We start from the raw sequence: 22,291 nt of genomic DNA, 5'->3' as shown, positions 1-22,291 counted from the left end.
AAGATATCTTAAAGGTACCCCTAACTGTCTTAAGACACAAAGGGAAAAGTCGAGAGCCTCAAGAAACGCGTGGAAAGTTTAATATCGGCACTCCCATCTCAAAACGCCCCAAATCTGTGAAGAATCGAAAAGAGTTCGGGCATTGGGAACTCGACACAGTTGTTTCTTCTCGAGGTAAGAGTAAAGGTTGTTTTGCGAGCTTTGCAGAACGAAAAAGCCGTATGTATATTGCTTTACCCATGCCAAATCGCACTAAAGTTGCTATGCAAACTGCGATTGAAGATTTGAGAGAAAACTTACCTAAGGAAGCTTTAAAGTCCTTTACCTCAGATCGAGGAAAAGAATTTGCTTGTTATCCTGAGGTCGAAGCAGCAGGGATTGATTTTTATTTTGCCGATGCTTATAGTGCCTGGCAAAGAGGAACCAATGAGAACTCTAACGGTTTACTGCGTGAGTTTTTTCCTAAGAAAACAGACCTCGCTAGAGTGATTTCCCAAGAACTCAACCAAGCTTTGTGGTTAATGAATAATCGTCCTAGGAAATGCTTAGATTACCAAACACCTTTGGAAGTATTTTTACACGAACTCTTATTAATTGAGTAAATAAAAAATTGTCGCAATAATTATTGCAATTCAACATATAAAAAAGACATTAACAACGATTTGTTCATGTCTTTTGCTTATTCAATATTGACATTAATCATCAAATTCTTCAAACGGTGAACCACCTGAAGCGAATTGACTATTGTAAAGATTTGCATATTTGCCACCTCTAGCAATTAATTCGTCATGGTTCCCTTGTTCAACAATGTCTCCGTTTTCCATGTATAGAATTAAATCAGAGTTTTTAATCGTTGAAAGACGGTGAGCAATAACGAAACTTGTACGACCTTCTACAATACGGTCCATCGCTTGTTGGATGAGAATTTCAGTACGTGTATCAACTGAACTTGTCGCCTCATCAAGAATAAGAACTGGACGGTCTGATAATAAAGCTCTAGCAATCGTCACAAGTTGTTTTTGACCTTGAGAGATGTTTGAAGCTTCTTCGTTAATTTCAAAGTTATAGCCACCAGGCAAGTTCTTAACGAAATTATGGACATGAACAGCTTTTGCTGCTTCAATCACTTCTTCATCCGTGGCATCTAATCGACCGTAACGAATGTTTTCCATAATTGTTCCGTTAAATAACCAAGTATCTTGCAATACCATCGAAATTGAACGTTGGTAATTAGCACGACTATACGTTTTAACGTCAACACCATCTAAGTTTATTGACCCTTTATCAACATCATAGAAGCGCATTAACAGCTTAACCATTGTTGATTTACCAGCACCTGTCGGTCCAACTAAGGCAACCTTTTGTCCGGCTTTTATATCGGCATTAAAGTCTGTAATGATGAGTTGATCAGGATTATATCCAAATTGAACATGGTTAAATGATACATCACCGTGTACATTTTCAATATCTAAAGCATTACCTGTTGTTTGATCTTGTTCTTCTTCATCTAAGAATTCAAACACACGCTCAGCCGCTGCAACCATTGTTTGTAATAAAGTTACAATTTGAGCTAACTGAGTGATAGGTTGTGTAAATCGGTTAACGTATTGAGTAAAGGCTTGAATATCCCCAACACGAATCATACCAATAATTACAAGGTATGCCCCAACCATTACAACAGCAGCATAGCCAAAGTTTTGTAAGAAACGCATGAATGGGAACATAACACCTGAGTAGAACTGTGATTTCCACGCAGATTCTTCTAGTTTAGCATTATCTTTGTAGAAGACATCAATAACGTTCTCCTCTTGGTTAAATGCTCTAACAATATTTTGTCCTGAGAAGTTCTCTTCAATTTGTCCGTTAATTACACCAAGTGATACTTGTTGTTGACGGAAGTATTTTTGAGACACATTAATTAATATACGGATCGTAATTAAACTAATTGGTACAACAATTAATACAACTAAAGCGAGTATCCAGTTGATTGTAAACATAATAATCGCAATACCGATCATTGTCATAATTGAGTTTAATAATTGAGCAAAACTCTGTGATAATGAAGCTCCAAGTGTATCGATATCGTTACTAATTCTTGATAAGACCTCACCATGTGAGTGAGATTCAAAGTATTTCATTGGCATATTATCAATCTTATCTAACATCTTTTTACGTAAACCGTAAGTGACATTCTCCGTAACACCTGTCATTACAAAACCTTGAACCCAGTTGAAAATTGAACTCACTACGTATAAGGCTAATACTGTTAATAAGATTCTACCAATTACATTAAATTCAATCGAACCTGTTCCTTGAACTTCAGCTAACACACCTTCAAATAATGTTGAAGTGGCTTTACCTAATTCACGAGGACCAATAATATTAAATAATACAGAGAGAATAGTCGTAAAAAAGACAAGTAACATTGCCCATTTAAAATTCAATACTTCTTTAAAGATTCGAAGTAAGCTATCTTTAAAGTTTTTTGGTTTTTCTGCGGCGCCTTGACCACGAGGTCCAGCAACTTTTGGTTGATTTTGTACTTTTTCTTCTTGTTGAGTATCTTTATCTGCCATTATTCTCCCTCCCTCTCTTGTTTAAATTGTTCTTCATAATTATCTAATTCGACTTGAGATAATTGAGATGTTGCGATTTCGCGGTAAACTTCACTTGTTTCCATTAATTCTAAGTGATTACCTAATCCAGCAACTTTACCTTCATCTAGAACAAGAATTTGCTCAGCATCAAGGATCGTACTAATACGTTGAGCAACGATTATCATTGAAGCATCTGAAACTTTTTCACTTAAAGCTTGACGTAATGATGCATCGGTCTTGTAGTCTAAAGCAGAGAAACTGTCATCAAAGATGAACACTTTAGGTTGTTTTGCAATGGCACGAGCAATTGATAAACGTTGTTTTTGCCCACCAGACACATTACCTCCACCTTGTGAGATACGTTCTTTAAAGCCACGTTCTTTTTCTTCGATAAATTCAGTTGCATGAGCAATATCAGCCGATTCATGCATTACTTCATCAGAAAGTGAATCAACACCGTATCCAATATTACTTTCAATTGTACCTGAGAATAGTACCGCTTTTTGTGGTACATATCCGATAATATCACGGAGTTGTTCTTGACTAATATCTCTGATATCAACGCCATCAATCTTAATTGATCCTTCTGATACATCATAGAATCTCATTAATAAATTTAAGATCGTTGATTTACCACTACCGGTACCTCCAATAATTGCTGTTGTCTTACCTGGTTCTGCAGTAAAGCTGATGTTATTAATTACATTATTATCTGCACCAGTAAATTTGTAACTGACGTTATCAAATTCTACGACACCTTTTGGTGATTCAATTACTTTTACGTCTTCTTTATCATTGATAGATAACGGTGTATCAAGTATTTCTTGGATACGTTCCCCAGAAACGATCGCACGCGGAATCATAATTGACATCATCGTTAACATAAAGAATGAGAAGATGACTTGCATTGTATAAGTGATAAATGCCATCATCTCACCTACTTGCATTAAGCCGTCACCAATACGGTGGCTACCTACCCAAATAATTAAGACTGAAATACCATTGGCAATCAGTAATAAAATTGGATTCATTAATGCCATTGTACGACCAACAAAGATATAACTATTACGTAAATCTTGGTTCGCGCCATCAAAACGTTCAGATTCTAAATCTTGTCGCCCAAATGCACGAATAACTTGTAGCCCAGTTAAGATCTCTCTGGCGAATAAGTTCACTTTATCAATTTGTTTTTGTACCACTTTGAATCTAGGTATTACAACACTCATAAGAATTCCCATAAGAACTCCGACAAGTGATAGAGCTAAAATCGTAATCCAAGACATTGAAATTTGTGATTGGAATACATAAAATAATGCCCCAATCGCTAACATTGGTGAGAATAACACAATTCTAAAGAATACTGTTACCACCATTTGTACTTGTTGCACGTCGTTTGTCCCACGTGTAATCAGTGAAGCCGTTGAGAATTTCTCCATCTCTTCATTAGAGAACTGAAGAACTTTTTCGTAAGATTTTGTTCTTAAAGTACTTCCGACTTTCGCACCAACGACTGCTGCTACATAAGCTGCAAGTGCTCCGCCACCGAATGCAACTAAGGCAATCAGTAACATTTGTCCACCTTGCGTTAAGACGTAGTTAATTTGAGTACTACTTAAGTCTCCTCCAGCTTCTTCAGTTGTTTCTAAAACTGATTGAATCGCTGTTGAATGCACCATCGCAGGTCCGAGTGTATTCATTTGTTCAACGTACTCATCACGCATACCAGATAAGTCCGTCACTTCTGAACTGTCACTTTCTTGAGCTGCCGCTGCTAATTCTTCTTCAGACATCCCTGAGATTGTCTGATGCATAGCTAAAGGAACCTCAAAAGATTCACTTAAAGCTGTCATCTGCTCTTCGTTTTCTTCAACGGAACTTTTTATTGTATAATGGCCGTTTCCATCTTGTGTATAATTCTCTTCAATTAATTCCTGTTCTTCAGGTAATAATAACATCTCGAATTCCGACATTGAATCGGCTGTCATTTTTAATGGTACTGCTAATTCCACACCACTGTTTTGAATCCCAACATCGACTAAGTTAGACGTATATGTTGGTAATAAAAGCGTTGTGAATGCTTGTATAAAATGCGCAACAAGGGCAATAATAACCCATTTCCAATGAGGTTTTAAATGATTAATTAAATTTTTCATATAATATTACTATTCCTCACTTTCTTCTTTTATTTTATTTAAAACTTTTGTCAGTCGAGCTCCTGTATCGAGAAAGACACGGATCTCTTCTTCAGTAAACTCATCAAAAATAATTTTCATTGAGTTTTCCATATGTTGAATGGCTCGCTCATAATTTTTTTTTCCCTCATCTGATAATTTAAGAAAGATATTACGGCGATCATCTGGGTCATCTTCTTGAATCAGCCATTCTTTTTGAACCAAGCCTTTGACCGTTCTAGATATTGCTGGTGAAGATACATTCATTAAAGTAGCTAATTCACGAGAGGTCAACATTTTATCTTCTTCTCGATGAGTTTTCCATACATGATACAGTATCTTGAACTCACTTTTTGACATCACTGACCGACCTTGAACTTCTGCAGCTCTAGAAAACATTTGCGACATGTTGTACATCTGATGCACTAAATGACGCTTTTTCACTATAACACCTCCTTAAATAACTTAACTTCGTTAATAGTTAACCTTGTTAATTATAAGCGAGTTATTATATAAATTCAAGTAAATCATTCAAATAAATCTATGAATACGATTTATTATCTAAAAATAAAAGAACCAGCTATAAATCGCTGGTTCTCGTGTTTATTTCTCAGTTTCATACAATTGATATTTCTTATATTCTTGTATAATATGTTCGGCCATTTCTTCGATAGATTGATTTTCTACACTGACGATATGTGCGTCAACTTTATCGAATAACTCGTTCGCAAACATTAATTCAGTTTTCACACGATCAAGACTTGAATAGGTCGCATTCTCATCTAGACCTAGAAACTTCACTCTTCCTTTACGAATGTCACTAATGTATTTAGGCGACGCTGATAAGCCAAATATCTTTTCTTTTGGAATTTCAAAAATTTCTTGTGGTATGTTGGCCTCAGGAAAGATGGGTAGATTCGCAACTTTGTAGCCTTTATTAGCTAAATACATACTTAAAGGCGTCTTAGATGAACGAGAAACGCCTAAGATAACGATATCAGCTAATTTAAAGCCGCGTCGGTTTTGACCGTCATCATATTTGACCGCAAATTCAATGGCTTGAATTCGTTTGAAGTATTGATCATCCAAATTATGTAAACTTCCACTCTGTTCACTCGGTTCTTTGTGAGTGATCGTTGAAATATGCTGTATCAAACCATGAATCGGATTAAAGTAAAACAAGTCATTCTTTTGGGTAAATTCTTTTGTAAAATAATGTAAGTCTTCATTAACTAAGGTTGCAACGACTGTGGCATGATGCTTTAGTGCATCTTCTAAAATCTCAGTTAATTCTTCTAACGTATTAATAAATGGAAATCGCTTAACACTTGAATCAGTGAAAGTCGGAAACTGTGCAAGTGCGGCATTTGTTACCCTAATCGCTGTTTCTCCAACTGAATCTGATATAACATAAAATGTTTGGTGATTTTTTTCTTGCATTAAGCATCCTCCTCTGAACTTAACTCAACTAGTAAATCAATTATATTCGTCTTAGACATCTTGCCAATAACTTGATCGTCTGAACTAATTACAGGTAAAGAATCAATCTGATGATTGGATATTAATTCCGCTGCTTTCAGCACCGTCATTTCTGGTGTAACCGCAATGATGTTAGGCATACGGGTCATGACAATTGCGACGGCGGTCTTCTCTGCTTGACCTGCAATCAAACTTCTTAGTAAGTCTTTTCTTGATACAACTCCGATGAGACTTTTAGACGTTGAATCCGCTACATAAAGTGAACCAACATCGTACATGAATAATGAAGTAATCGCATCATTTACCATTGTATCCGGGTAAACAATGACGGGTTGAATCATCACGTCCGCCACTTTATACTGATTAAATTGCTCAAACAAAAGTGACTGAGGTTCCAGTCCTGAATAGATATAACCGACTTTCGGTCTAGCATCCAGAACCCCGGTCATTGTTAAGACAGCCAAGTCACTTCTCAACGTCGACTTTGCTAAACCAAGCTCTTCAGCAATAACATCACCACTTACCGGTTCTTTACTTTTAACAATTTCAACAATTTGTTTCTGCCGTTGTGTGAAATTCATATTAGTCCCTCACTTTATCATCTTACTAACGTGCTTATTGTTTTAATTTGATTGCGCTTTGAGCTACTGACATTTGAGCGATTGGAATTCGGTAAGGTGAACATGACACGTAAGAAAAGCCTAATGAAGCAAATAATTCTACTGATTTCGGGTTTCCACCATGCTCACCACAAATACCTAATTTCATTGTTGAGTTTACCTTCTTAATATTTTCAATCGCTATCTGGAGTAATGCACCTACACCTTCTTCATCCACGCGTTGAAATGGATCATAGGCGAGTACACCTTCATTCACATACTGGTTTAAGAATTTTCCTGCATCGTCACGAGAATAACCAAAGGCCATTTGTGTTAAATCATTTGTACCAAAACTACAGAAGTCACTGTGTTGCGCAATTTTATCCGCAATTAAACTTGCTCTAGGTGTTTCAATCATCGCTCCAATTGTATACGCTAATTGAACTTGATGTTCTTCCAATAGAGCTTCAATGCGCTCTTGGATCATTTCTCTTAAGTAAGCCGTTTCACGCTCTGTACTTACTAATGGTATCATAATTTCAGGCTTAACGGCTATATCTTTATTATTTAATTCAATGGCAGCTAACATTATAGCTTCTGCCTGCATCAAATATAATCCTGGGTAAGTCATAGCTAAGCGGCAACCACGGTGTCCGAGCATTGGATTTAATTCTTTCAAACCTGTCAGCCTTTGCGAAATATCTTCAACTGAAACGTTTTGTTGGCTCGCAACGATTTCAATGTCTTGCTTTGAATTAGGTAGAAATTCATGTAATGGCATATCAAGTAGACGTATGACTGTTGGTTTATCTTGAATCAATTCAAAAATCTCTCTAAAGTCATTTTGTTGATGGATTAAAATCGATTCTAATGCATCTTTTCTTTCGTTATCACTGTTAGAAAGGATAAAGCGACGTAATTCACTCAAAGGTTCTGGTTGAAAGAACATGTGCTCAGTTCTAACGAGTCCAATTCCTGTCGCACCAAAATCTAAACCAGCTTGAATATCTAAAGGAGTCTCTGCATTCATCCGAACTTTTACTGTCGCAATGTCATTTGCCCAAGACATCACAGTATGGTAATTCTCATCTAAATCTGAATTTCGCGTTTGAATCGCTCCGACATAGAGTGAACCTGTGTCCCCATCGACTGAGATGATATCCCCTTCAATTAAACTACCACCAGGATAACGTAGAGATTTCTGCTCCTCATTAATCTCAAGTACATCACAACCTGCTACGCAACATTTCCCCATACCTCGGGCAACGACAGCTGCATGAGAAGTCATCCCACCATGATTTGTAACGATTGCTTCACTGACACTCATCCCTTCAATATCTTCGGGTGAAGTTTCATGACGCACTAAGATGACAGGTTTACCTAGTTCCGACCATTCTTTCGCTGTTTCAGCGTCAAATACTATGTGCCCCGTCGCTGCTCCTGGACTCGCTGGCAGACCATTGTCTGTCACTAATTCAGCTTGAGCTAAGTCTTTCTCATCAAAAGTTGGATGTAATAGTTGATTAATCGATTCAGGATCAATCGTTAACAAGGCTTCTTCTTTAGTTAAGATGCCTTCATTAACAAAATCGGCGGCGATTTTGAACGCTGATTTAGCCCCTCTCTTTCCATTACGAGTTTGCAGTAGATGTAACTTTCGGTCTTCGATTGTAAACTCCACATCTTGCATGTCTTTGTAATGTTGTTCTAATTTATTAGTCATGTCTAGTAATTCAGTATAGATTTCTGGCATACTTTCATTTAAACGATTAATAGAGATGGGTGTGCGAATTCCAGCCACTACATCTTCACCTTGAGCATTCAATAGGAATTCGCCATATAATTGGTCTTCTCCTGTTGATGGGTTTCTTGTGAAAAGAACACCCGTACCACTTTCTTCGTTCTTGTTACCGAAGACCATCTCTTGAATTGTTACTGCCGTTCCTATTGAATCTGGAATATTATTTAATTTTCGGTAAATTTTGGCTCGATCATTATTCCATGATTTAAACACCGCTTCAACCGCACCCATAATTTGTGCTTTGACATCTTGTGGGAATGCTTTCCCCGCTATCTCCATATAGATATCTTTATACTGGTCAATGATAGCTTTTAGATCCTCAGCTGTTAATTCGAAATCTTGGCTATAACGTTTATTTCTTTTAACTTGATTTAAGATATTATCAAAGTGTTTCATATCAATACCATAAACAACATTCCCATACATTTGCAGAAGTCTACGATAACAATCATAAGCAAAGCGTTCATCTTGTGTGATTTGTGCAAAGCGAGCCACATTCGCATCATTCAAGCCTACATTCAATATTGTATCCATCATTCCTGGCATTGAAATCGTCGCACCACTTCTAACTGAAACTAAGAGTAAATTTTCTGTGTCCGAAAAACCTTTCCCTGAACTTTCCTCCAAGCGAATTAATGCAGCATTTATCTCTGATTGTGTCATTGCATCCAATTCCTCACCCTGTTCCAAGTAATCGATACATGTTGCCGTCGTTATGACAAAGCCTTTAGGTACTGGTAAATCTAAGCGCGTCATCTCCGCTAAGTTGCTCCCTTTACCACCTAATAACTCTTTCATCTCTAGACTTCCTTCATTAAAATCGTATACATGTTGCATAATATATTCCTCCTAAATTATTTAATGCGTCGTAATAAGAATTATATAATACGCATAATATAAAAGACATATGATGATTGAGTGCAACATATATATTGTTTCGTATAAAGAAACAGCCTATGCTCAAAGCATAGGCTGTTAAACAATTAGTCATTGTAATCTTTAATCGCTTTACGCGAAAGCAAAATTCGATCAATCGCATCTTCATAATGTTTTGATGCATAAGTATGAAATAAAATATCCACGACATAAAACTGTACATGCAAAGAAGCAGTCGCCGCGCTACGATATAATTGTTCATTCGCTCTAACATGACGTATTGTTACGTCGGCTTCCTCAGATAAACTATTCTTTCCAAACTGTGTAATCGCCATCGTCTGACAACCTGCTTTATTTGCAAGTTGCATTAACTTTATCACTTCTTTTGTTTCACCCGAGTTAGATATACCCACGAACAGAGCCTTTTGTTGGTTCCCTGTTATGAGAGTAATCATCACATGTGCATCTTTTTCAACAATCGCTATCTTGCCAATACGGCGCCACTTTTGGGCAAAGTTCTCTGCCACGAGGTGAGAGGATCCCACTCCATATACATAAATAACATCTGCCTCTTCAATTTGCTGAATGGAAGCATTGACTTCTTCTTCTTTAATTAATGATGTTGTATCAACTAAAGATTGATGCGCATTTCCCAATAATTTTTCTTTAATTTCGTAAAAATTCTCATCCTCACTTATATCAGAGTAACCTGAATCGGTTAATTTTGACAATTCGCTGGAAATCATGAGTTTCAACTGAGTAAAGCCATCAATATCTAGGCGTCTACAAAAACGAACCACGGTTGGAGCACTGGCACCCGCTTTTTCTCCCAACTGCTTAGCTGAAAGATAGATTGTATCTTCAGGTGCATCTATAATTGCTTGAGCAATCTTCTTTTCAGCCTTAGGCAAACTCTCTTTGATTGATTTAATCAAGCCAATAATATTTGTCTCAGCCAAACATTCCTCACCACTTTTCTATTATATTAACGATTTACTTGAAGTTTAAATTTTTGCCAAGGTTTAATATCGTCTAAGATAAATATTTCCTCTTCTCTTACTCTTCCTACAACATTACTCTTACCACTGTTTTTCATATCTTTGAGGGCAATTTGTAACTCACCCGCATAATGTCCGTATTCACTACTTTCAATAATGATATCACCTCGTCGGATGACTTCTACTGGATTTATGACATCAAACTGGTGTCCTTTGTATTTTACTCGGCTTTGGGTAGAGCGAATCATATTTTCACTGATATCGCCTCGGTTAAAGTGCAATGTATCGAATAAAATAGCTGTCTCAGTTTCAGGTAAATTCTCAATTGGATCAACGTTAAATACCGGCATTGTTAGATCTAATTCTTTTACTTTTTGTAATTCGTCCTCTGTTGGGAAGCAATTAGATATAATTATATCATCGATTAGGTTTAATGTAATATAATGTTTTAATTGAACATCTAAAGGTAATTCCCGATGAATCTCTAATGTTGGCAGACCATCCGTGACTGGCCAAGGTCCATATGTATCTTTATTCTGACTTGTAATAAAGGCTGCCGTTCTTAACCCATATTGGCTAAATCGCTTTGTACATGCTTTGAAGAAATCGATTCCTAAACCACTATAACGGTGTGGATAAAAGTTATGACAAGCGATTAAATTATATTGGTTAGGTTGATAGTCCATGATGGTATCAATCGTATGTACATTATTACTCATATTAATCTCAATCAGCAAATCTTGCTCATTAAAAGTCATTAAAGCCTCTTCACTTCCGGTGAAGCCCATGTCTAAACGCAAGCCATCTGCCCCAATCTCTTTAAAGAATGATAAATCATCATAACTTATGTTAAACTTCTCAAAGATACGAGGGGCCACATCAACAATAATTTCAAAGCCAAGGTCTTTAGCATACTGATTCACTTCTATAAATTCAGATATGATTTGATCTTTGTCACCATCAGCTGATAGAAGACATGAAAAGATTCGACTGAAGCCACTTTCTGAAGCGACTTTAATATATTCTTTGATACGTTGACTGTCATCTTTTTCTGGATAAATTGATATTCCTAGTTTTCTCATAATTACCTACCTTTTTACTTAATAAACGCCCTAGATTAGTAGGACGTTTGAATGTGTGATGATATTTTATTCTACGCTTGTATCTTGTTGTTCTTCGGCTAATAATTGGTTGTCATAAGTACGAACAAATGGATAATAAATTAAGACAGCGATGAGTGTTAAGACAATATTTAGTACTGCTGCTCTCCAGTCATTCCCCATAGAAAGGAAGGCTCCTATTGGGCCAGGTAACGTCCACGGTGCACTTGCGACTGTTCGACTGACAAATCCCCATTCTGTTGCGTACCAGGCAATTACAGCATTCACCATTGGAGCAACCGTGAATGGAATCATTAATGTTGGGTTCAAGACAACTGGTGCCCCGAAGATTAATGGCTCGTTAATATTAAAGATTGCTGGAACTAACGCTGTTTTACCTAAGGTTTTCCCATAAGTAGATTTAGTTGCGAACGCAAGTAATAATGCAAGACCAATCGTTGCTCCTGCACCACCGATATAGATAAACCATTGATAAAATGGCTCTGGAGCTGTATTCTGAATGGCTTCACCCGCAGCTAATGCGGTTGTATTTTGCTCTAAAAGGACTAACCATAAAGGTCGAGCTAAAGATCCAACAATGGATGCACCATGAATACCAAAGATCCAGAAGAAATTCGTTAAGAACGTTAATAGTAATACCGAACCTAATGAGTCAGAAGCTGAAATAAGTGGTTCCATAATTGTGGCAATAATTCCGTGAACATCAATTTCCATCCACATTGTAATTGCTGATACGACAATTAGAATAATAGCTGTTGGCGTTAGGGCTTCAAATGAACGCGCCACTGAAGCAGGAACTTGTTCTGGCATAGAAATCTTGAAACCACTCCGTTGAGTAAATCGATACACTTCGACGGCAAAGAAGGCACTCAGTATCCCGATAAACATCCCACCGGATCCAAGGTTTGCCATTGGAATATTAAAGCCAGCTGGAATTTGTTCTAAATAAGTTGCCAATTCAGGGTTTTGTGTAGCTAATTCAGTCACGCCATCAGTGACTGCAGGTATCATCACCGGGATGACAGTTAATAGATAAGCTAATTCTGCTAAAATCCCGCCTGATAAACCATCTAATTCGTAAGATTTTGCTAAAGAATACCCAATTCCAAAGACAGCATATAAGGTCATAATGTACATTGACATTCTATAAGGTAATAGAATCTTGAATTGATTCTCCATAATCCAATTTGAAATACCCCATGATTCAGGTAATGAGTTTGGTAAAAAGGCAATAACCATAAACATAGAAGCAACAATAATGATCGGTAATGTCGCAACAATACCATCACGAATGGCTCTTAAGTGACGTTGCTCACCTAATTTTGCCATCGGTGTCGAAAGATGTGAATCAATCCAATTCGCTATGTTTTCAAACATTTTTTATCCTCCTTAGTTGAATAAATCACTGGCTTCTTTTTTAATTTGCTCTAATAAAAATTTCCCACCGATGGGTGAATAACCTTTAGGTGCAATTAATAAGATTGGCACATTGGCTTTGTCAGCATCTGCTTTAAACGTATCAAATCTGTGACGCACTTGCGGTGCTACTAATGCTAAATCATACTCTCTTCCTACTTCATCAGAAAAGGCAGAAGTACTTATTTCATTAACTTCAAAATCCAAACCATCTTTTTGAGCTGCTTCTTTCAACGACTTCGCAGCAATGGCACTCGACATTCCACCGGCACAAACTAATAATATTTTCATTCTAATTCCTCCTTAAAATAAGACAGCAGCATAATAAATTCCAAATAACATGACAAAAGCTAAGACTGAAAACACGCCCCCTAACCAAAGAAAAGCTTTACCTAGTTTCTTTTTGTTTTGAATTTTTTCTTGGATAAAACCTATACCATAACCAATGACTAGACTTAATAGTGTAATTACTACTAAAAGCATATTTCTTGGAATGTATTCAATAATAGTCATTCCAATGGTAAATATTATAAATATATACAACATCAGTAAAAAGGCATTTTTGAAACTGAGTGTTGGAACTTGCGTTCTTGCTTTTGTTTCTGCTTTGTTTTTGGCCATCATCATCACCTTTCACCTTTTATGCTTAGCTTAATTTCTTCTCCAACTCATTCAATCGTTTATTCTGTCTAATGAGTATATTCGCTAAATCCCTTACTTCCATCGCAGTCATCAAGTGATCTTGGGCATGGACGAATAAAACTGAAACCGTAATATGGTTTCCATTCACTTCATCCGTAATAATGCTTGTTTGTACTTTATGTGCTTTTTTCAAAAACTCATTCGCCTCAACAAGTAATTCCTCGGCTTTCTCGTAATCCCTTTTTTCTGACGCTTCGATTGCTTCATAGGCTAATGACTTCGCATTGCCTCCATTAGAAATAATCTCGAAAATAATTTCTTCCATTTCATCGCTCCTGTCTCATTTTTAATGAATGCGTTTTCACACATTGATAATAACATACATTTACTTAAATTGAAATATCATTTCGTGTATTTTAAAAATAAATGAAATTTTCTTCAATAATCAGCAAAAAAACTCAACAAGATTTTGAGCTTGTTGAGCTATTATAATATTTAAGGTGCGTATTGAATTTTACCTAAGATGGCTGGTTTTGAAGCGCCAGTGGCACTTAGGACATTTGACGGTTGTTTATGAAGAGTTTCGTTGGCTAATATAACAAACGCAATCGCTTCTTTCGCATCTGAATTGAACCCAATATCCTCCTGAACTAAAATAGACACTTCTGGCATTAATTCTGACAAGTACTTTCTTATGGCTTTATTATGACTTCCCCCACCAGAAATGATTAATTCATCGAGAGTATGTATTTTCTCTACGTATTCGTAGTAGTGATAACTGATGCAATACGCTGTGAACCAAGTTAGTGTCGCCACGACATCTTCTGCTTTACTTGATTTATATCTTTCTAATATAGACGCCACATAATCATCGCCAAACATTTCTCGACCTGTTGATTTTGGAATGGGTAACTTTAAATATGGATGACCTTTCAATTCAGCTTGGAGTTGAGGAATGAATTCACCACTCAAGGCTGATTCTCCCCCTTTATCATAGTTTTTCTGAAAATAATGTTTCATTGCCGAGTCAATCATCATATTTGCTGGTCCTGTATCAAATGCTACAATATCGTTGGAATCCATTGTATTTGGGACGATTGTAATATTTCCTATGCCACCAAGATTTTGTAAACCTCTGGATTTATTCTTATCTGCGTACACTACGTACTCAGAATATGGAACTAAAGGGGCTCCTTGCCCACCTAATGCAACATCGATCACGCGAAAATCACTAATCACTGTACAGCCACAACGTGCTGCGATGACGCCACTTTCACCCAATTGCATTGTATTTGCAACGTATTCATTATTAGGAAAAGGATGGTGGTAAATTGTTTGACCGTGACTGGCAACAAAGTCCAACTCAGTTGTTTCGATCCTAGCTTTTTGACAAATTTGTTTAACTCCATCAGCAAACAATTCACCTAATTCAAAGTTTAGCGATGACAAATCGGCTGGTCGAATGAACTCATTTGCAGCACATTGACGAACTTTTTCTTGAATTGCTTGTGGTAAATCATACGTATCAAATTCAATTAAACGCACACTCGTATCCGTTCCGGATCCCAATATTTCACATAAGGCGACATCAACACCATCTAAAGATGTCCCCGACATAATTCCAACTGAAAGCATAAACGGCCTCCTCTTTAATTATGGCGCAGGTTCAAAGACTTGATTATCCACTTGTGAGACAAGCATTAAGTATATGAAGCCTGAAAAACTATAGGCCATTAAATCTTCAAAGGTAGCTGTTGAATCATCCACAACTTGCCCATCTTGAATAATTAATAAACCGCCTTCGCCAATATTTGTTGACTCTTTAGGATAGCCTACTCCATACGCATACTCACCGTCTACTTTGATCTGTCCAAACCCATTTAATTCAAAATTTTCAACCTCAACCAGTTCATCCACACTTGCATTGTCAGATACTAGAGCTGAATGGTCAGTAGTTGAAACTAATCCGTCTGCCATAAAAGCAAGTGATAAAGTGGTAATCCCCGTATAAATTAAATTCTCATTCACAAAATAAAAATCAACTTGCGCCCAGTCTTCAATACCGGTGGTCGGATTTAAATCCCCTTCTTCAGCCCGATAAATAAAACTAATTGTAGCTGTTCCATCTTCTGCCGATTCCTCAGCAACTTCAATATCCTCATCTGGGTTATATGTTTCAAGAACTTGAGCATAGGATGTCCCTGGATCCATTGTTTCTAAGTCTGCTAATTGATAGTCTTCGATAGCGGTTTGATAATCTTCCCAAGCTCGATCTAACATTTTATTCTCCTGAGCTGTGTCTTCAAACAGTGTGAGTGCCCAATCAGGTATCATTTCAGAGTCTGTGCTAGTTGTTTCTGATGTTGCATGAACATGATTTATTAGGGGACCAAACATCGTGAATAGGAGTAACATGACTAAACCTTTTTTTATATTTTTCATTTTTATTTCCACCCTTTCATATAAAGCAGCAACCTATCTTGTTTTATTATACTGAAAACCCTTTCAGTGTGGTAATAATATGAGTTATTTTGTAAGCGTGTGAGTGGTCGCTTTATTATCTCTATGATACAATTGGTATAATATAAATTAATAGGAGGATCTAATGTCTGACCAAATTAACAAAAAATACGCCCCACTTTTCGAACCCTTGCGCTTACCTAACGGAATCGAGATTGCTAACCGCTTTTCGTTAAATCCATTAACAACGAATGCATCATCCCGTGAAGGTTATGTAACTGAAGAAGAAACGCTCTATGCAGAAAGACGAAGTAAATCTGCGCCCCTACAAATAACTACTGCTGCATATATCGAAGATTATGCGCAATTGTTCGAGTTTGGACCGAGTGTCCGTGACGACAGTTACATCTATGGTTTATCAAAATGGGCAGAGTCCATGAAAAAAGATGGTGCGAAAGCCATACTACAATTAACTCATGCCGGTCGTTTTGCGAAAGTGACATTGCGTGATTACGGTGTAGTATACGGACCAAGTCATATGAGTTTAAAAACTCCTGTCGAGCATGAAGTCTTACCTATGTCTAAAAGAAAAATTAACCACGTGATTCAACAATATGCAGACGCGACACGCCGTGCCATTGAAGCTGGATTTGATGGAGTTGAAATTTCGAATGCTCAGCGTCTATTACCACAACAATTCTTCTCACCTTTCTCAAATGAACGTGATGACGAATACGGTTCTCAATCTTTAGAAAATCGTGCTCGCTTCGGTGTTGAAGTAATGAAAGCTGTTCAAGGTGCCATTGATGAGTCTGGTGTTGAAAACTTTATTCTTGGCTTCAGAGGAACACCTGAGGAAACGCGTGGATCTGAAGTTGGTTATACTGTGGATGAGTTTAATCAATATTTTGATTGGCTATTAGAAGTGTCAGATATTCAATACTATGCGATTGCTAGCTGGGGGCGCGACATCTACAAAGCAACTGCCCGCGCTGGAAAACACGAAGGCGAATTAGTAAACAAAGCAGTCTATGACCATATTAATGGACGCGTTCCAGTCATCGCAACCGGTGGAATAAATGACCCAGATAAAGCGTTAGAAGCTTTAGAAAATGCTGACATGATTGGAATGTCATCTGTTTTTGTTACTGAACCAGATTTTGTTCAAAAATTAGAAAATGGTAAAGAAGATGACATCGGACTTGGCTTTGAATTAGACGAGCTGGCTGATTTGGCGATTCCAAGACGCGCTTTCAAAGATTTAGTCGAGTTTATGGACTTCGGTGGATCGTTACCTCAAGAAACACGAGATGAATTACGTAAACTTACTGAACAAAACGAAACGAGTTACTTTAAAGAGTTTAAATAGAAAAAAACGACTCAATCCTATGCGGTTGAGTCGTTTTTGTGTTTAGGCAGGAAATTTAATATGATTCCTACTTAATTTATTGATTTTTTGGGTGGAAGTGACACTTTGAATTTTCATAGTATCGCTTTTGAACGAAAAGCGTCACTTTGAGTTTTCATAGTATCGCTTCTGAACAATAAGCGTCACTTTGAGTTTTCATAGTATCGCTTCTGAACGAAAAGCGTCACTTTGAGTTTTCATAGTATCGCTTCTGAACGAAAAGCGTCACTTTGAGTTTTCATAGTATCGCTTCTGAACGAAAAGCGTCACTTTGAGTTTTCATAGTATCGCTTTTGAGCGAAAAGCGTCACTTTGAGTTTTCATAGTATCGCTCACTAACCATAAATCGATTAATCTGCTCGTAAAGCAATAGCCGCGTCTTTATTGGCTGCCATTTTAGCAGGAATGTGTCCACCTAGTACAGTTAGGATCGTGCTGATGATTACCAATACGAGTGCGTGTACTGGATCTAGTTGGGCAACATTAGGTAATTCCGTCAACGATTCGATTACTGAGTTTATTGGGAACGTCAGTAAGTAAGCGACGACAATTCCTATAACACCTGAGAAGACTCCAAGAATTAATGTTTCAGCATCAAATACGAGTGTGATATCTTTCTTACGAGCACCTAAGGCTTTCAGTACACCAATCTCCTTCGTTCTTTCAAGTACAGACGTGTAAGTAATTATACTAATCATAATCATACTTGTAATTAATGAAATAGCAGCAAAGGCGATTAACACATACGTGATCGCATCCATTAAGCCACCCGTTAATTCTGTCATCGTACCAGCTAAGTCAGAGTAAATGATTTTATCTTCATTATCTTTACCTTCATTAAATTCATCAAGATAAGCTAGGACTTCATCTTTAGCTTCAAAGTTGTTTGGATAAATCATAATTGTATTTGGTATTTCATTGGCACCTAAGAAAGTCAATAATTGATCTTTTGATTCACCTTCTAGAGGTTCATTCGTCATCACATTAACATCGGATTCTTCTTGTGCTTGAACGACATCAGATTCTTGATTTTCGTTCACAACTTTTTGAGCGAGTAAATCACTGTACGCAATACCTGGAGCTAATAAGTCCATTGGTGAGTCTTCTTTAATTCGAAGAACGCCTGAAACTGTGATTGTTTCGTTAGTTTCATTATTGTAAACCTCTTCTAAATCTTGGTTTGGTACATAATTACCTGTTGGTAACTCTTCATAGTAAGCATTATTATAAACTAAAGCTATTTCAGTTCCTACAATATCTTCAAAAGGAATAGCATCGCCTTCTTCAACTTCAAAGCCTAAATTATTTAAGCCATGTAAGTTTGCTTCGTTATTCTCATCGACAATTAGGACGACTTCATTTTCATTGGCTGGATAATTTCCAGAAAGTACATCATAATTATCTTGTAAGAATGTATTGTTGCCGGAATCTAAGTTATGTGGGAATGTTGAGACTCCAACGCCGGTCATACTTGAGACCATATTCATCATATCACCGGTGGTTTGATTTCCACTATCAACATTTGAAAACTGAACCACTTGTGGCTCGCCATCAATCTCGCGCATTAAATTCAATTGCGTGCTACGCGCATAGTTAATATGTTGACTCAAATCCGGATCAATATTTTCAACATAATCAATAAATTCTTCATCAATTGGATTAACATGTTGTAAATTCTCTCTTGGATCCACATCTGCGACTACTTCCGATGTCTCAGGAAAAGGTTCGCTGCTATCTTGAATATTCGTCAGATTCTCAGCAGACGTATCTTGAGCAATTTGAGAAATCGTAATTGGAAACTGCGCTAATGTTTCTGCTTGTGTTTGATCAATTTGCTTTTGGAATCCATTCGATAAAGATAAGACGACTGCTATACCGATGATTCCGATACTGGATGCAAATGCAGTTAGGAACGTCCGTCCTTTTTTAGTCCAAATATTTTTAAATGATAAGCTTAATGCTGTAAAATAGCTCATCTTAGTACGTTTTAAATTTAATTTATCTGCTTCAACCGTATTGTCATATGGATTTGAGTCATTAACCATTTGACCATCGCTAAATTCAATAATACGGTTAGCATAATTTTCAGCTAATTCAGGGTTATGTGTGACCATAATCACTAATTTCTCTAGTGATAATTCTTGAATTAACTCCATAATTTGAATACCAGTATCTGAATCTAATGCCCCTGTGGGTTCATCACATAGTAAAATATCTGGATCATTTGCTAACGCACGTGCAATGGCTACACGCTGCATTTGTCCTCCGGATAATTGATTTGGTTTTTTATTTAAGTGATCTCCTAAGCCAACTCGTCTTAAGGCATCTTCCGCTTTTTGACGTTTTTCCTCTTTCGAAACACCACTTAATGTCATACCTAATTCCACATTATCAGTAATGCCTAGGTGACTAATTAAATTGTAACTCTGGAAAACAAAACCAATAGAGTTATTTCGATAAGCGTCCCAATCTGTATCTTTAAAAGATTTAGTTGATTGCCCATTAATAATCATATCTCCACTATCGTAGCGGTCAAGTCCACCGACCACGTTTAGAAATGTTGTCTTCCCTGAACCACTTGGCCCAAGAATTGCTACGAATTCTTTTTGACGAAACGCAACAGATACATCATCTAATGCTTTCGTAACTGTATTTCCTACTTTGTATACTTTTTTGAGATTTTTTAGCTCTAGCATACTTCACTTCCTTTATATATTTTAAGTTTGAATGAATGTCCACCTTTTACTTTACCACTTATTTATTGACTCTACATTAATTAATCCCTTTTTAAGAAAATATTTGTAAAAAATCTGACTTTGTGGTACATTTTGAATAATAAAAAGATAGGTGGTGTACAAATGATTATTATCTAAAAAAGCAGCTTTAGGAAAATAGACACACAAGGTTTATTTTCTGCGGTCTTTTTTAGATGATAATTGTGCATCCTACAGGCTTTTTTGGTATACCAAACTGCCTACTAATATGCCCTTTCCTAAAAACGGCCGTGCTGCAATCTCATTGTAGTCGGCCGTTTTTTTGAATATGAGGTGAATATTTATGTTACAAATAAAAAATTTAACTATACGACATCGATATGATTTATCGATTTTAATGGAAAATGTCAACTTCGTGGTGAATTCGGGAGATAAACTCGCGATCATTGGTCAAGAAGGTAATGGTAAATCAACATTGCTGCACTATATCTTACAAGAAAATCACATCCAAAGTTACCTAGATATTACTGGTGAACTAGTCAATCAGTTTAGTAAAGTAGGCTACCTACCACAAGCACTTCCTGAAGAATTATTAGAAGAAGAAATTGAGACATTTTTCTTTGCGGATATAGATGTCACAACACTCGATTACACAGAATTATATAAATACGGGAGTCAACTTGCCTTTGATATTGAAAGATTATACTCTCAGCAAACACTTAAATCACTCTCTGGTGGAGAACGTATTAAAGTTCAACTACTTAAATTACTTATGATTGGGTGTGATCTATTACTATTAGATGAACCATCCAATGATTTAGATATCGAAACTTTGAATTGGTTGACGAATTTTATAAAAAATACAACACAAACGGTCATCTTTATCTCCCATGATGAAGCCCTGTTGGAAGAAACTGCTACAAGTGTCTTGCATCTTGAAAGATTGCAACACAAAGAACGCCCTGTAGCAACCTTCGCCAACCTACTCTATAGTGACTATATTAGCCAAAAAGAATCCAAGTTTAATCAACAAATGAAAGTTTCATTGAAGCAACGCGAAGAACACGATAAAAAGATGGCACGTCACCATCGCATCGAACAAAGTGTGACACAACAGTTAAGAGCTGCGCATGATGCAACCGCTGGAAGATTACTTGCTAAGAAAATGAAAGCAGTCAAATCTACGGGTAATCGCTATGACCGCGAAACTGAAAATTTTGACGAAGTCCCAATTAAAGAAGATCCTATTGATATTCGTTTTTCGAATACCCAGCCTGTTCCTCAAGGTAAACAAATTCTTCATCTATATAATGAAACGATAGATATTGATGACAAAGTTTTAGCCAAAAATCTTGAACTAACTGTGAATGGGTCTGATAAAATCGGAATTATTGGACAAAATGGTATCGGTAAAAGTACCTTCTTAAAGAAAATCGAGCAAAAATTGGCGAATACCGAAGCAGTAAAAGTTGGCTATATGCCACAAAATTATGATGACATCCTTTCACCCGAAGATACTCCCATTAGTTTCTTAAGTGAAACTGGTTCGGCTGAAGAAAGAACACAAATTATGACTTACTTAGGCAGCATGAAGTTTCTGCCTGATGAAATGTCGCATTCTATCAACGCCCTTTCTGGTGGCCAAATAGCAAAACTTTTCTTACTAAAATTTGATCTACAGAGACAAAATGTTTTGTTATTAGATGAGCCGTCAAGAAACTTTTCACCCACATCGCAGGGTGAATTAAGACAGGTCTTTAAGGACTTTCCTGGCGTAATCATCACAGTGTCGCATGACCGGCGCTTTTTACAAGCTGTATGTAATCGAATTGTTGAATTAACACCAGATGGTTTTGTTGATCGAAGTGATATGTTTGAGGAGTAGACAACTTTGATTAGTCTTCATAAGCTTTTGGGTTCTATATATGAGTCTACGATTATTATGACAGAAATTAACTTAGTTCACGAATGAAATGAGTGTGGCTCTGATTGTCCATGTTCATAGGACC

At 36.9% G+C, this 22,291-nt stretch carries 18 protein-coding genes; 3 read left to right on the top strand and 15 right to left on the bottom strand.

From position 1 onward, the window contains the following. Window positions 1–602: IS30 family transposase (locus ACFO5Y_RS05650; RefSeq protein ID WP_380706374.1), on the top strand; the 602-nt coding region annotated here is incomplete at its 5' end. A 93-nt stretch (window positions 603–695) separates the two neighbouring features. Here ACFO5Y_RS05650 and ACFO5Y_RS05645 read toward each other — a convergent pair. The 14 genes from ACFO5Y_RS05645 to ACFO5Y_RS05580 form a co-directional block, all read right to left on the bottom strand. Further along, window positions 696–2,576, bottom strand: coding sequence for an ABC transporter ATP-binding protein (locus tag ACFO5Y_RS05645; protein ID WP_197105086.1), 1,881 nt, complete (start codon window positions 2,574–2,576; stop codon window positions 696–698). Beyond that, complete coding sequence (locus ACFO5Y_RS05640) at window positions 2,576–4,750, bottom strand: ABC transporter ATP-binding protein (RefSeq protein ID WP_197105085.1); 2,175 nt, start codon at window positions 4,748–4,750, stop codon at window positions 2,576–2,578. The genes ACFO5Y_RS05645 and ACFO5Y_RS05640 overlap by 1 nt, the downstream gene beginning before the upstream one ends. A gap of 9 nt (window positions 4,751–4,759) precedes the next feature. Beyond that, window positions 4,760–5,212: a MarR family winged helix-turn-helix transcriptional regulator gene (locus tag ACFO5Y_RS05635; RefSeq protein ID WP_197105084.1), complete on the bottom strand. Its 453-nt coding sequence runs from the start codon at window positions 5,210–5,212 to the stop codon at window positions 4,760–4,762. Between the two features lie 159 nt (window positions 5,213–5,371). Then, window positions 5,372–6,208, bottom strand: coding sequence for a pyruvate, water dikinase regulatory protein (locus ACFO5Y_RS05630; RefSeq protein ID WP_197105083.1), 837 nt, complete (start codon window positions 6,206–6,208; stop codon window positions 5,372–5,374). Next, entirely contained in the window at window positions 6,208–6,828 is a 621-nt protein-coding gene (locus ACFO5Y_RS05625) for a helix-turn-helix transcriptional regulator (protein ID WP_138403539.1), read from the bottom strand. The genes ACFO5Y_RS05630 and ACFO5Y_RS05625 overlap by 1 nt, the downstream gene beginning before the upstream one ends. A gap of 34 nt (window positions 6,829–6,862) precedes the next feature. After that, complete coding sequence (ppdK, locus tag ACFO5Y_RS05620; protein ID WP_197105082.1) at window positions 6,863–9,484, bottom strand: pyruvate, phosphate dikinase; 2,622 nt, start codon at window positions 9,482–9,484, stop codon at window positions 6,863–6,865. Window positions 9,485–9,630: 146 nt separating this feature from the next. Next, window positions 9,631–10,482, bottom strand: a complete 852-nt coding sequence (locus tag ACFO5Y_RS05615; protein ID WP_197105081.1) for a MurR/RpiR family transcriptional regulator — start codon at window positions 10,480–10,482, stop codon at window positions 9,631–9,633. 26 nt (window positions 10,483–10,508) lie between these two features. Continuing rightward, window positions 10,509–11,603, bottom strand: a complete 1,095-nt coding sequence (locus ACFO5Y_RS05610) for a DUF871 domain-containing protein (RefSeq protein WP_197105080.1) — start codon at window positions 11,601–11,603, stop codon at window positions 10,509–10,511. Window positions 11,604–11,669: 66 nt separating this feature from the next. Beyond that, window positions 11,670–13,019 (bottom strand): PTS sugar transporter subunit IIC, encoded by a 1,350-nt coding sequence (locus tag ACFO5Y_RS05605; RefSeq protein ID WP_197105079.1) that lies wholly within the window; start codon window positions 13,017–13,019, stop codon window positions 11,670–11,672. A gap of 12 nt (window positions 13,020–13,031) precedes the next feature. After that, entirely contained in the window at window positions 13,032–13,349 is a 318-nt protein-coding gene (locus ACFO5Y_RS05600) for a PTS sugar transporter subunit IIB (protein WP_138403544.1), read from the bottom strand. Between the two features lie 12 nt (window positions 13,350–13,361). Next, entirely contained in the window at window positions 13,362–13,685 is a 324-nt protein-coding gene (locus ACFO5Y_RS05595) for a hypothetical protein (RefSeq protein WP_197105078.1), read from the bottom strand. A 19-nt stretch (window positions 13,686–13,704) separates the two neighbouring features. Continuing rightward, window positions 13,705–14,025, bottom strand: a complete 321-nt coding sequence (locus ACFO5Y_RS05590; RefSeq protein ID WP_197105077.1) for a PTS lactose/cellobiose transporter subunit IIA — start codon at window positions 14,023–14,025, stop codon at window positions 13,705–13,707. Window positions 14,026–14,195: 170 nt separating this feature from the next. Next, a complete protein-coding gene (anmK, locus tag ACFO5Y_RS05585) occupies window positions 14,196–15,335 on the bottom strand; it encodes an anhydro-N-acetylmuramic acid kinase AnmK (protein WP_197105076.1) in 1,140 nt (379 codons plus the stop codon). 18 nt (window positions 15,336–15,353) lie between these two features. Beyond that, complete coding sequence (locus tag ACFO5Y_RS05580; RefSeq protein ID WP_197105075.1) at window positions 15,354–16,142, bottom strand: hypothetical protein; 789 nt, start codon at window positions 16,140–16,142, stop codon at window positions 15,354–15,356. Between the two features lie 163 nt (window positions 16,143–16,305). On the opposite strand from ACFO5Y_RS05580, the gene ACFO5Y_RS05575 reads away from it, so the two are divergent. After that, the gene (locus ACFO5Y_RS05575) at window positions 16,306–17,529 is read left to right on the top strand and encodes an NADH-dependent flavin oxidoreductase (protein WP_197105074.1); all 1,224 of its coding nucleotides are present in this window, start codon (window positions 16,306–16,308) and stop codon (window positions 17,527–17,529) included. Between the two features lie 389 nt (window positions 17,530–17,918). Here the strand turns inward: ACFO5Y_RS05575 and ACFO5Y_RS05570 are convergent, their stop codons facing one another. Continuing rightward, entirely contained in the window at window positions 17,919–20,264 is a 2,346-nt protein-coding gene (locus tag ACFO5Y_RS05570; RefSeq protein ID WP_197105073.1) for an ABC transporter ATP-binding protein/permease, read from the bottom strand. Between the two features lie 361 nt (window positions 20,265–20,625). Here ACFO5Y_RS05570 and ACFO5Y_RS05565 point away from each other — a divergent pair, with 361 nt between their 5' ends. Beyond that, complete coding sequence (locus ACFO5Y_RS05565) at window positions 20,626–22,167, top strand: ATP-binding cassette domain-containing protein (RefSeq protein ID WP_197105072.1); 1,542 nt, start codon at window positions 20,626–20,628, stop codon at window positions 22,165–22,167. Window positions 22,168–22,291 lie beyond the last annotated feature (124 nt).

This window comes from Ruoffia tabacinasalis, assembly GCF_042652985.1.
In the GTDB taxonomy this organism is placed as follows: Bacteria; Bacillota; Bacilli; order Lactobacillales; family Aerococcaceae; genus Ruoffia; species Ruoffia tabacinasalis.
The sequence above is the reverse complement of the archived record's forward strand: the minus strand, read 5'-3'. Positions and strand labels throughout refer to the sequence as shown.

Coding starts and splice junctions, on each gene's coding strand:
- ACFO5Y_RS05645 (WP_197105086.1), bottom strand. CDS start 2,576: ATGGCAGATAAAGATACTCAACAAGAAGAAAAAGTACAAAATCAACCA.
- ACFO5Y_RS05595 (WP_197105078.1), bottom strand. CDS start 13,685: ATGATGATGGCCAAAAACAAAGCAGAAACAAAAGCAAGAACGCAAGTT.
- ACFO5Y_RS05640 (WP_197105085.1), bottom strand. CDS start 4,750: ATGAAAAATTTAATTAATCATTTAAAACCTCATTGGAAATGGGTTATT.
- ACFO5Y_RS05610 (WP_197105080.1), bottom strand. CDS start 11,603: ATGAGAAAACTAGGAATATCAATTTATCCAGAAAAAGATGACAGTCAA.
- ACFO5Y_RS05570 (WP_197105073.1), bottom strand. CDS start 20,264: ATGCTAGAGCTAAAAAATCTCAAAAAAGTATACAAAGTAGGAAATACA.
- ACFO5Y_RS05565 (WP_197105072.1), top strand. CDS start 20,626: ATGTTACAAATAAAAAATTTAACTATACGACATCGATATGATTTATCG.
- ACFO5Y_RS05605 (WP_197105079.1), bottom strand. CDS start 13,019: ATGTTTGAAAACATAGCGAATTGGATTGATTCACATCTTTCGACACCG.
- ACFO5Y_RS05625 (WP_138403539.1), bottom strand. CDS start 6,828: ATGAATTTCACACAACGGCAGAAACAAATTGTTGAAATTGTTAAAAGT.
- ACFO5Y_RS05630 (WP_197105083.1), bottom strand. CDS start 6,208: ATGCAAGAAAAAAATCACCAAACATTTTATGTTATATCAGATTCAGTT.
- ACFO5Y_RS05580 (WP_197105075.1), bottom strand. CDS start 16,142: ATGAAAAATATAAAAAAAGGTTTAGTCATGTTACTCCTATTCACGATG.
- ACFO5Y_RS05600 (WP_138403544.1), bottom strand. CDS start 13,349: ATGAAAATATTATTAGTTTGTGCCGGTGGAATGTCGAGTGCCATTGCT.
- ppdK (WP_197105082.1), bottom strand. CDS start 9,484: ATGCAACATGTATACGATTTTAATGAAGGAAGTCTAGAGATGAAAGAG.
- ACFO5Y_RS05590 (WP_197105077.1), bottom strand. CDS start 14,025: ATGGAAGAAATTATTTTCGAGATTATTTCTAATGGAGGCAATGCGAAG.
- anmK (WP_197105076.1), bottom strand. CDS start 15,335: ATGCTTTCAGTTGGAATTATGTCGGGGACATCTTTAGATGGTGTTGAT.
- ACFO5Y_RS05575 (WP_197105074.1), top strand. CDS start 16,306: ATGTCTGACCAAATTAACAAAAAATACGCCCCACTTTTCGAACCCTTG.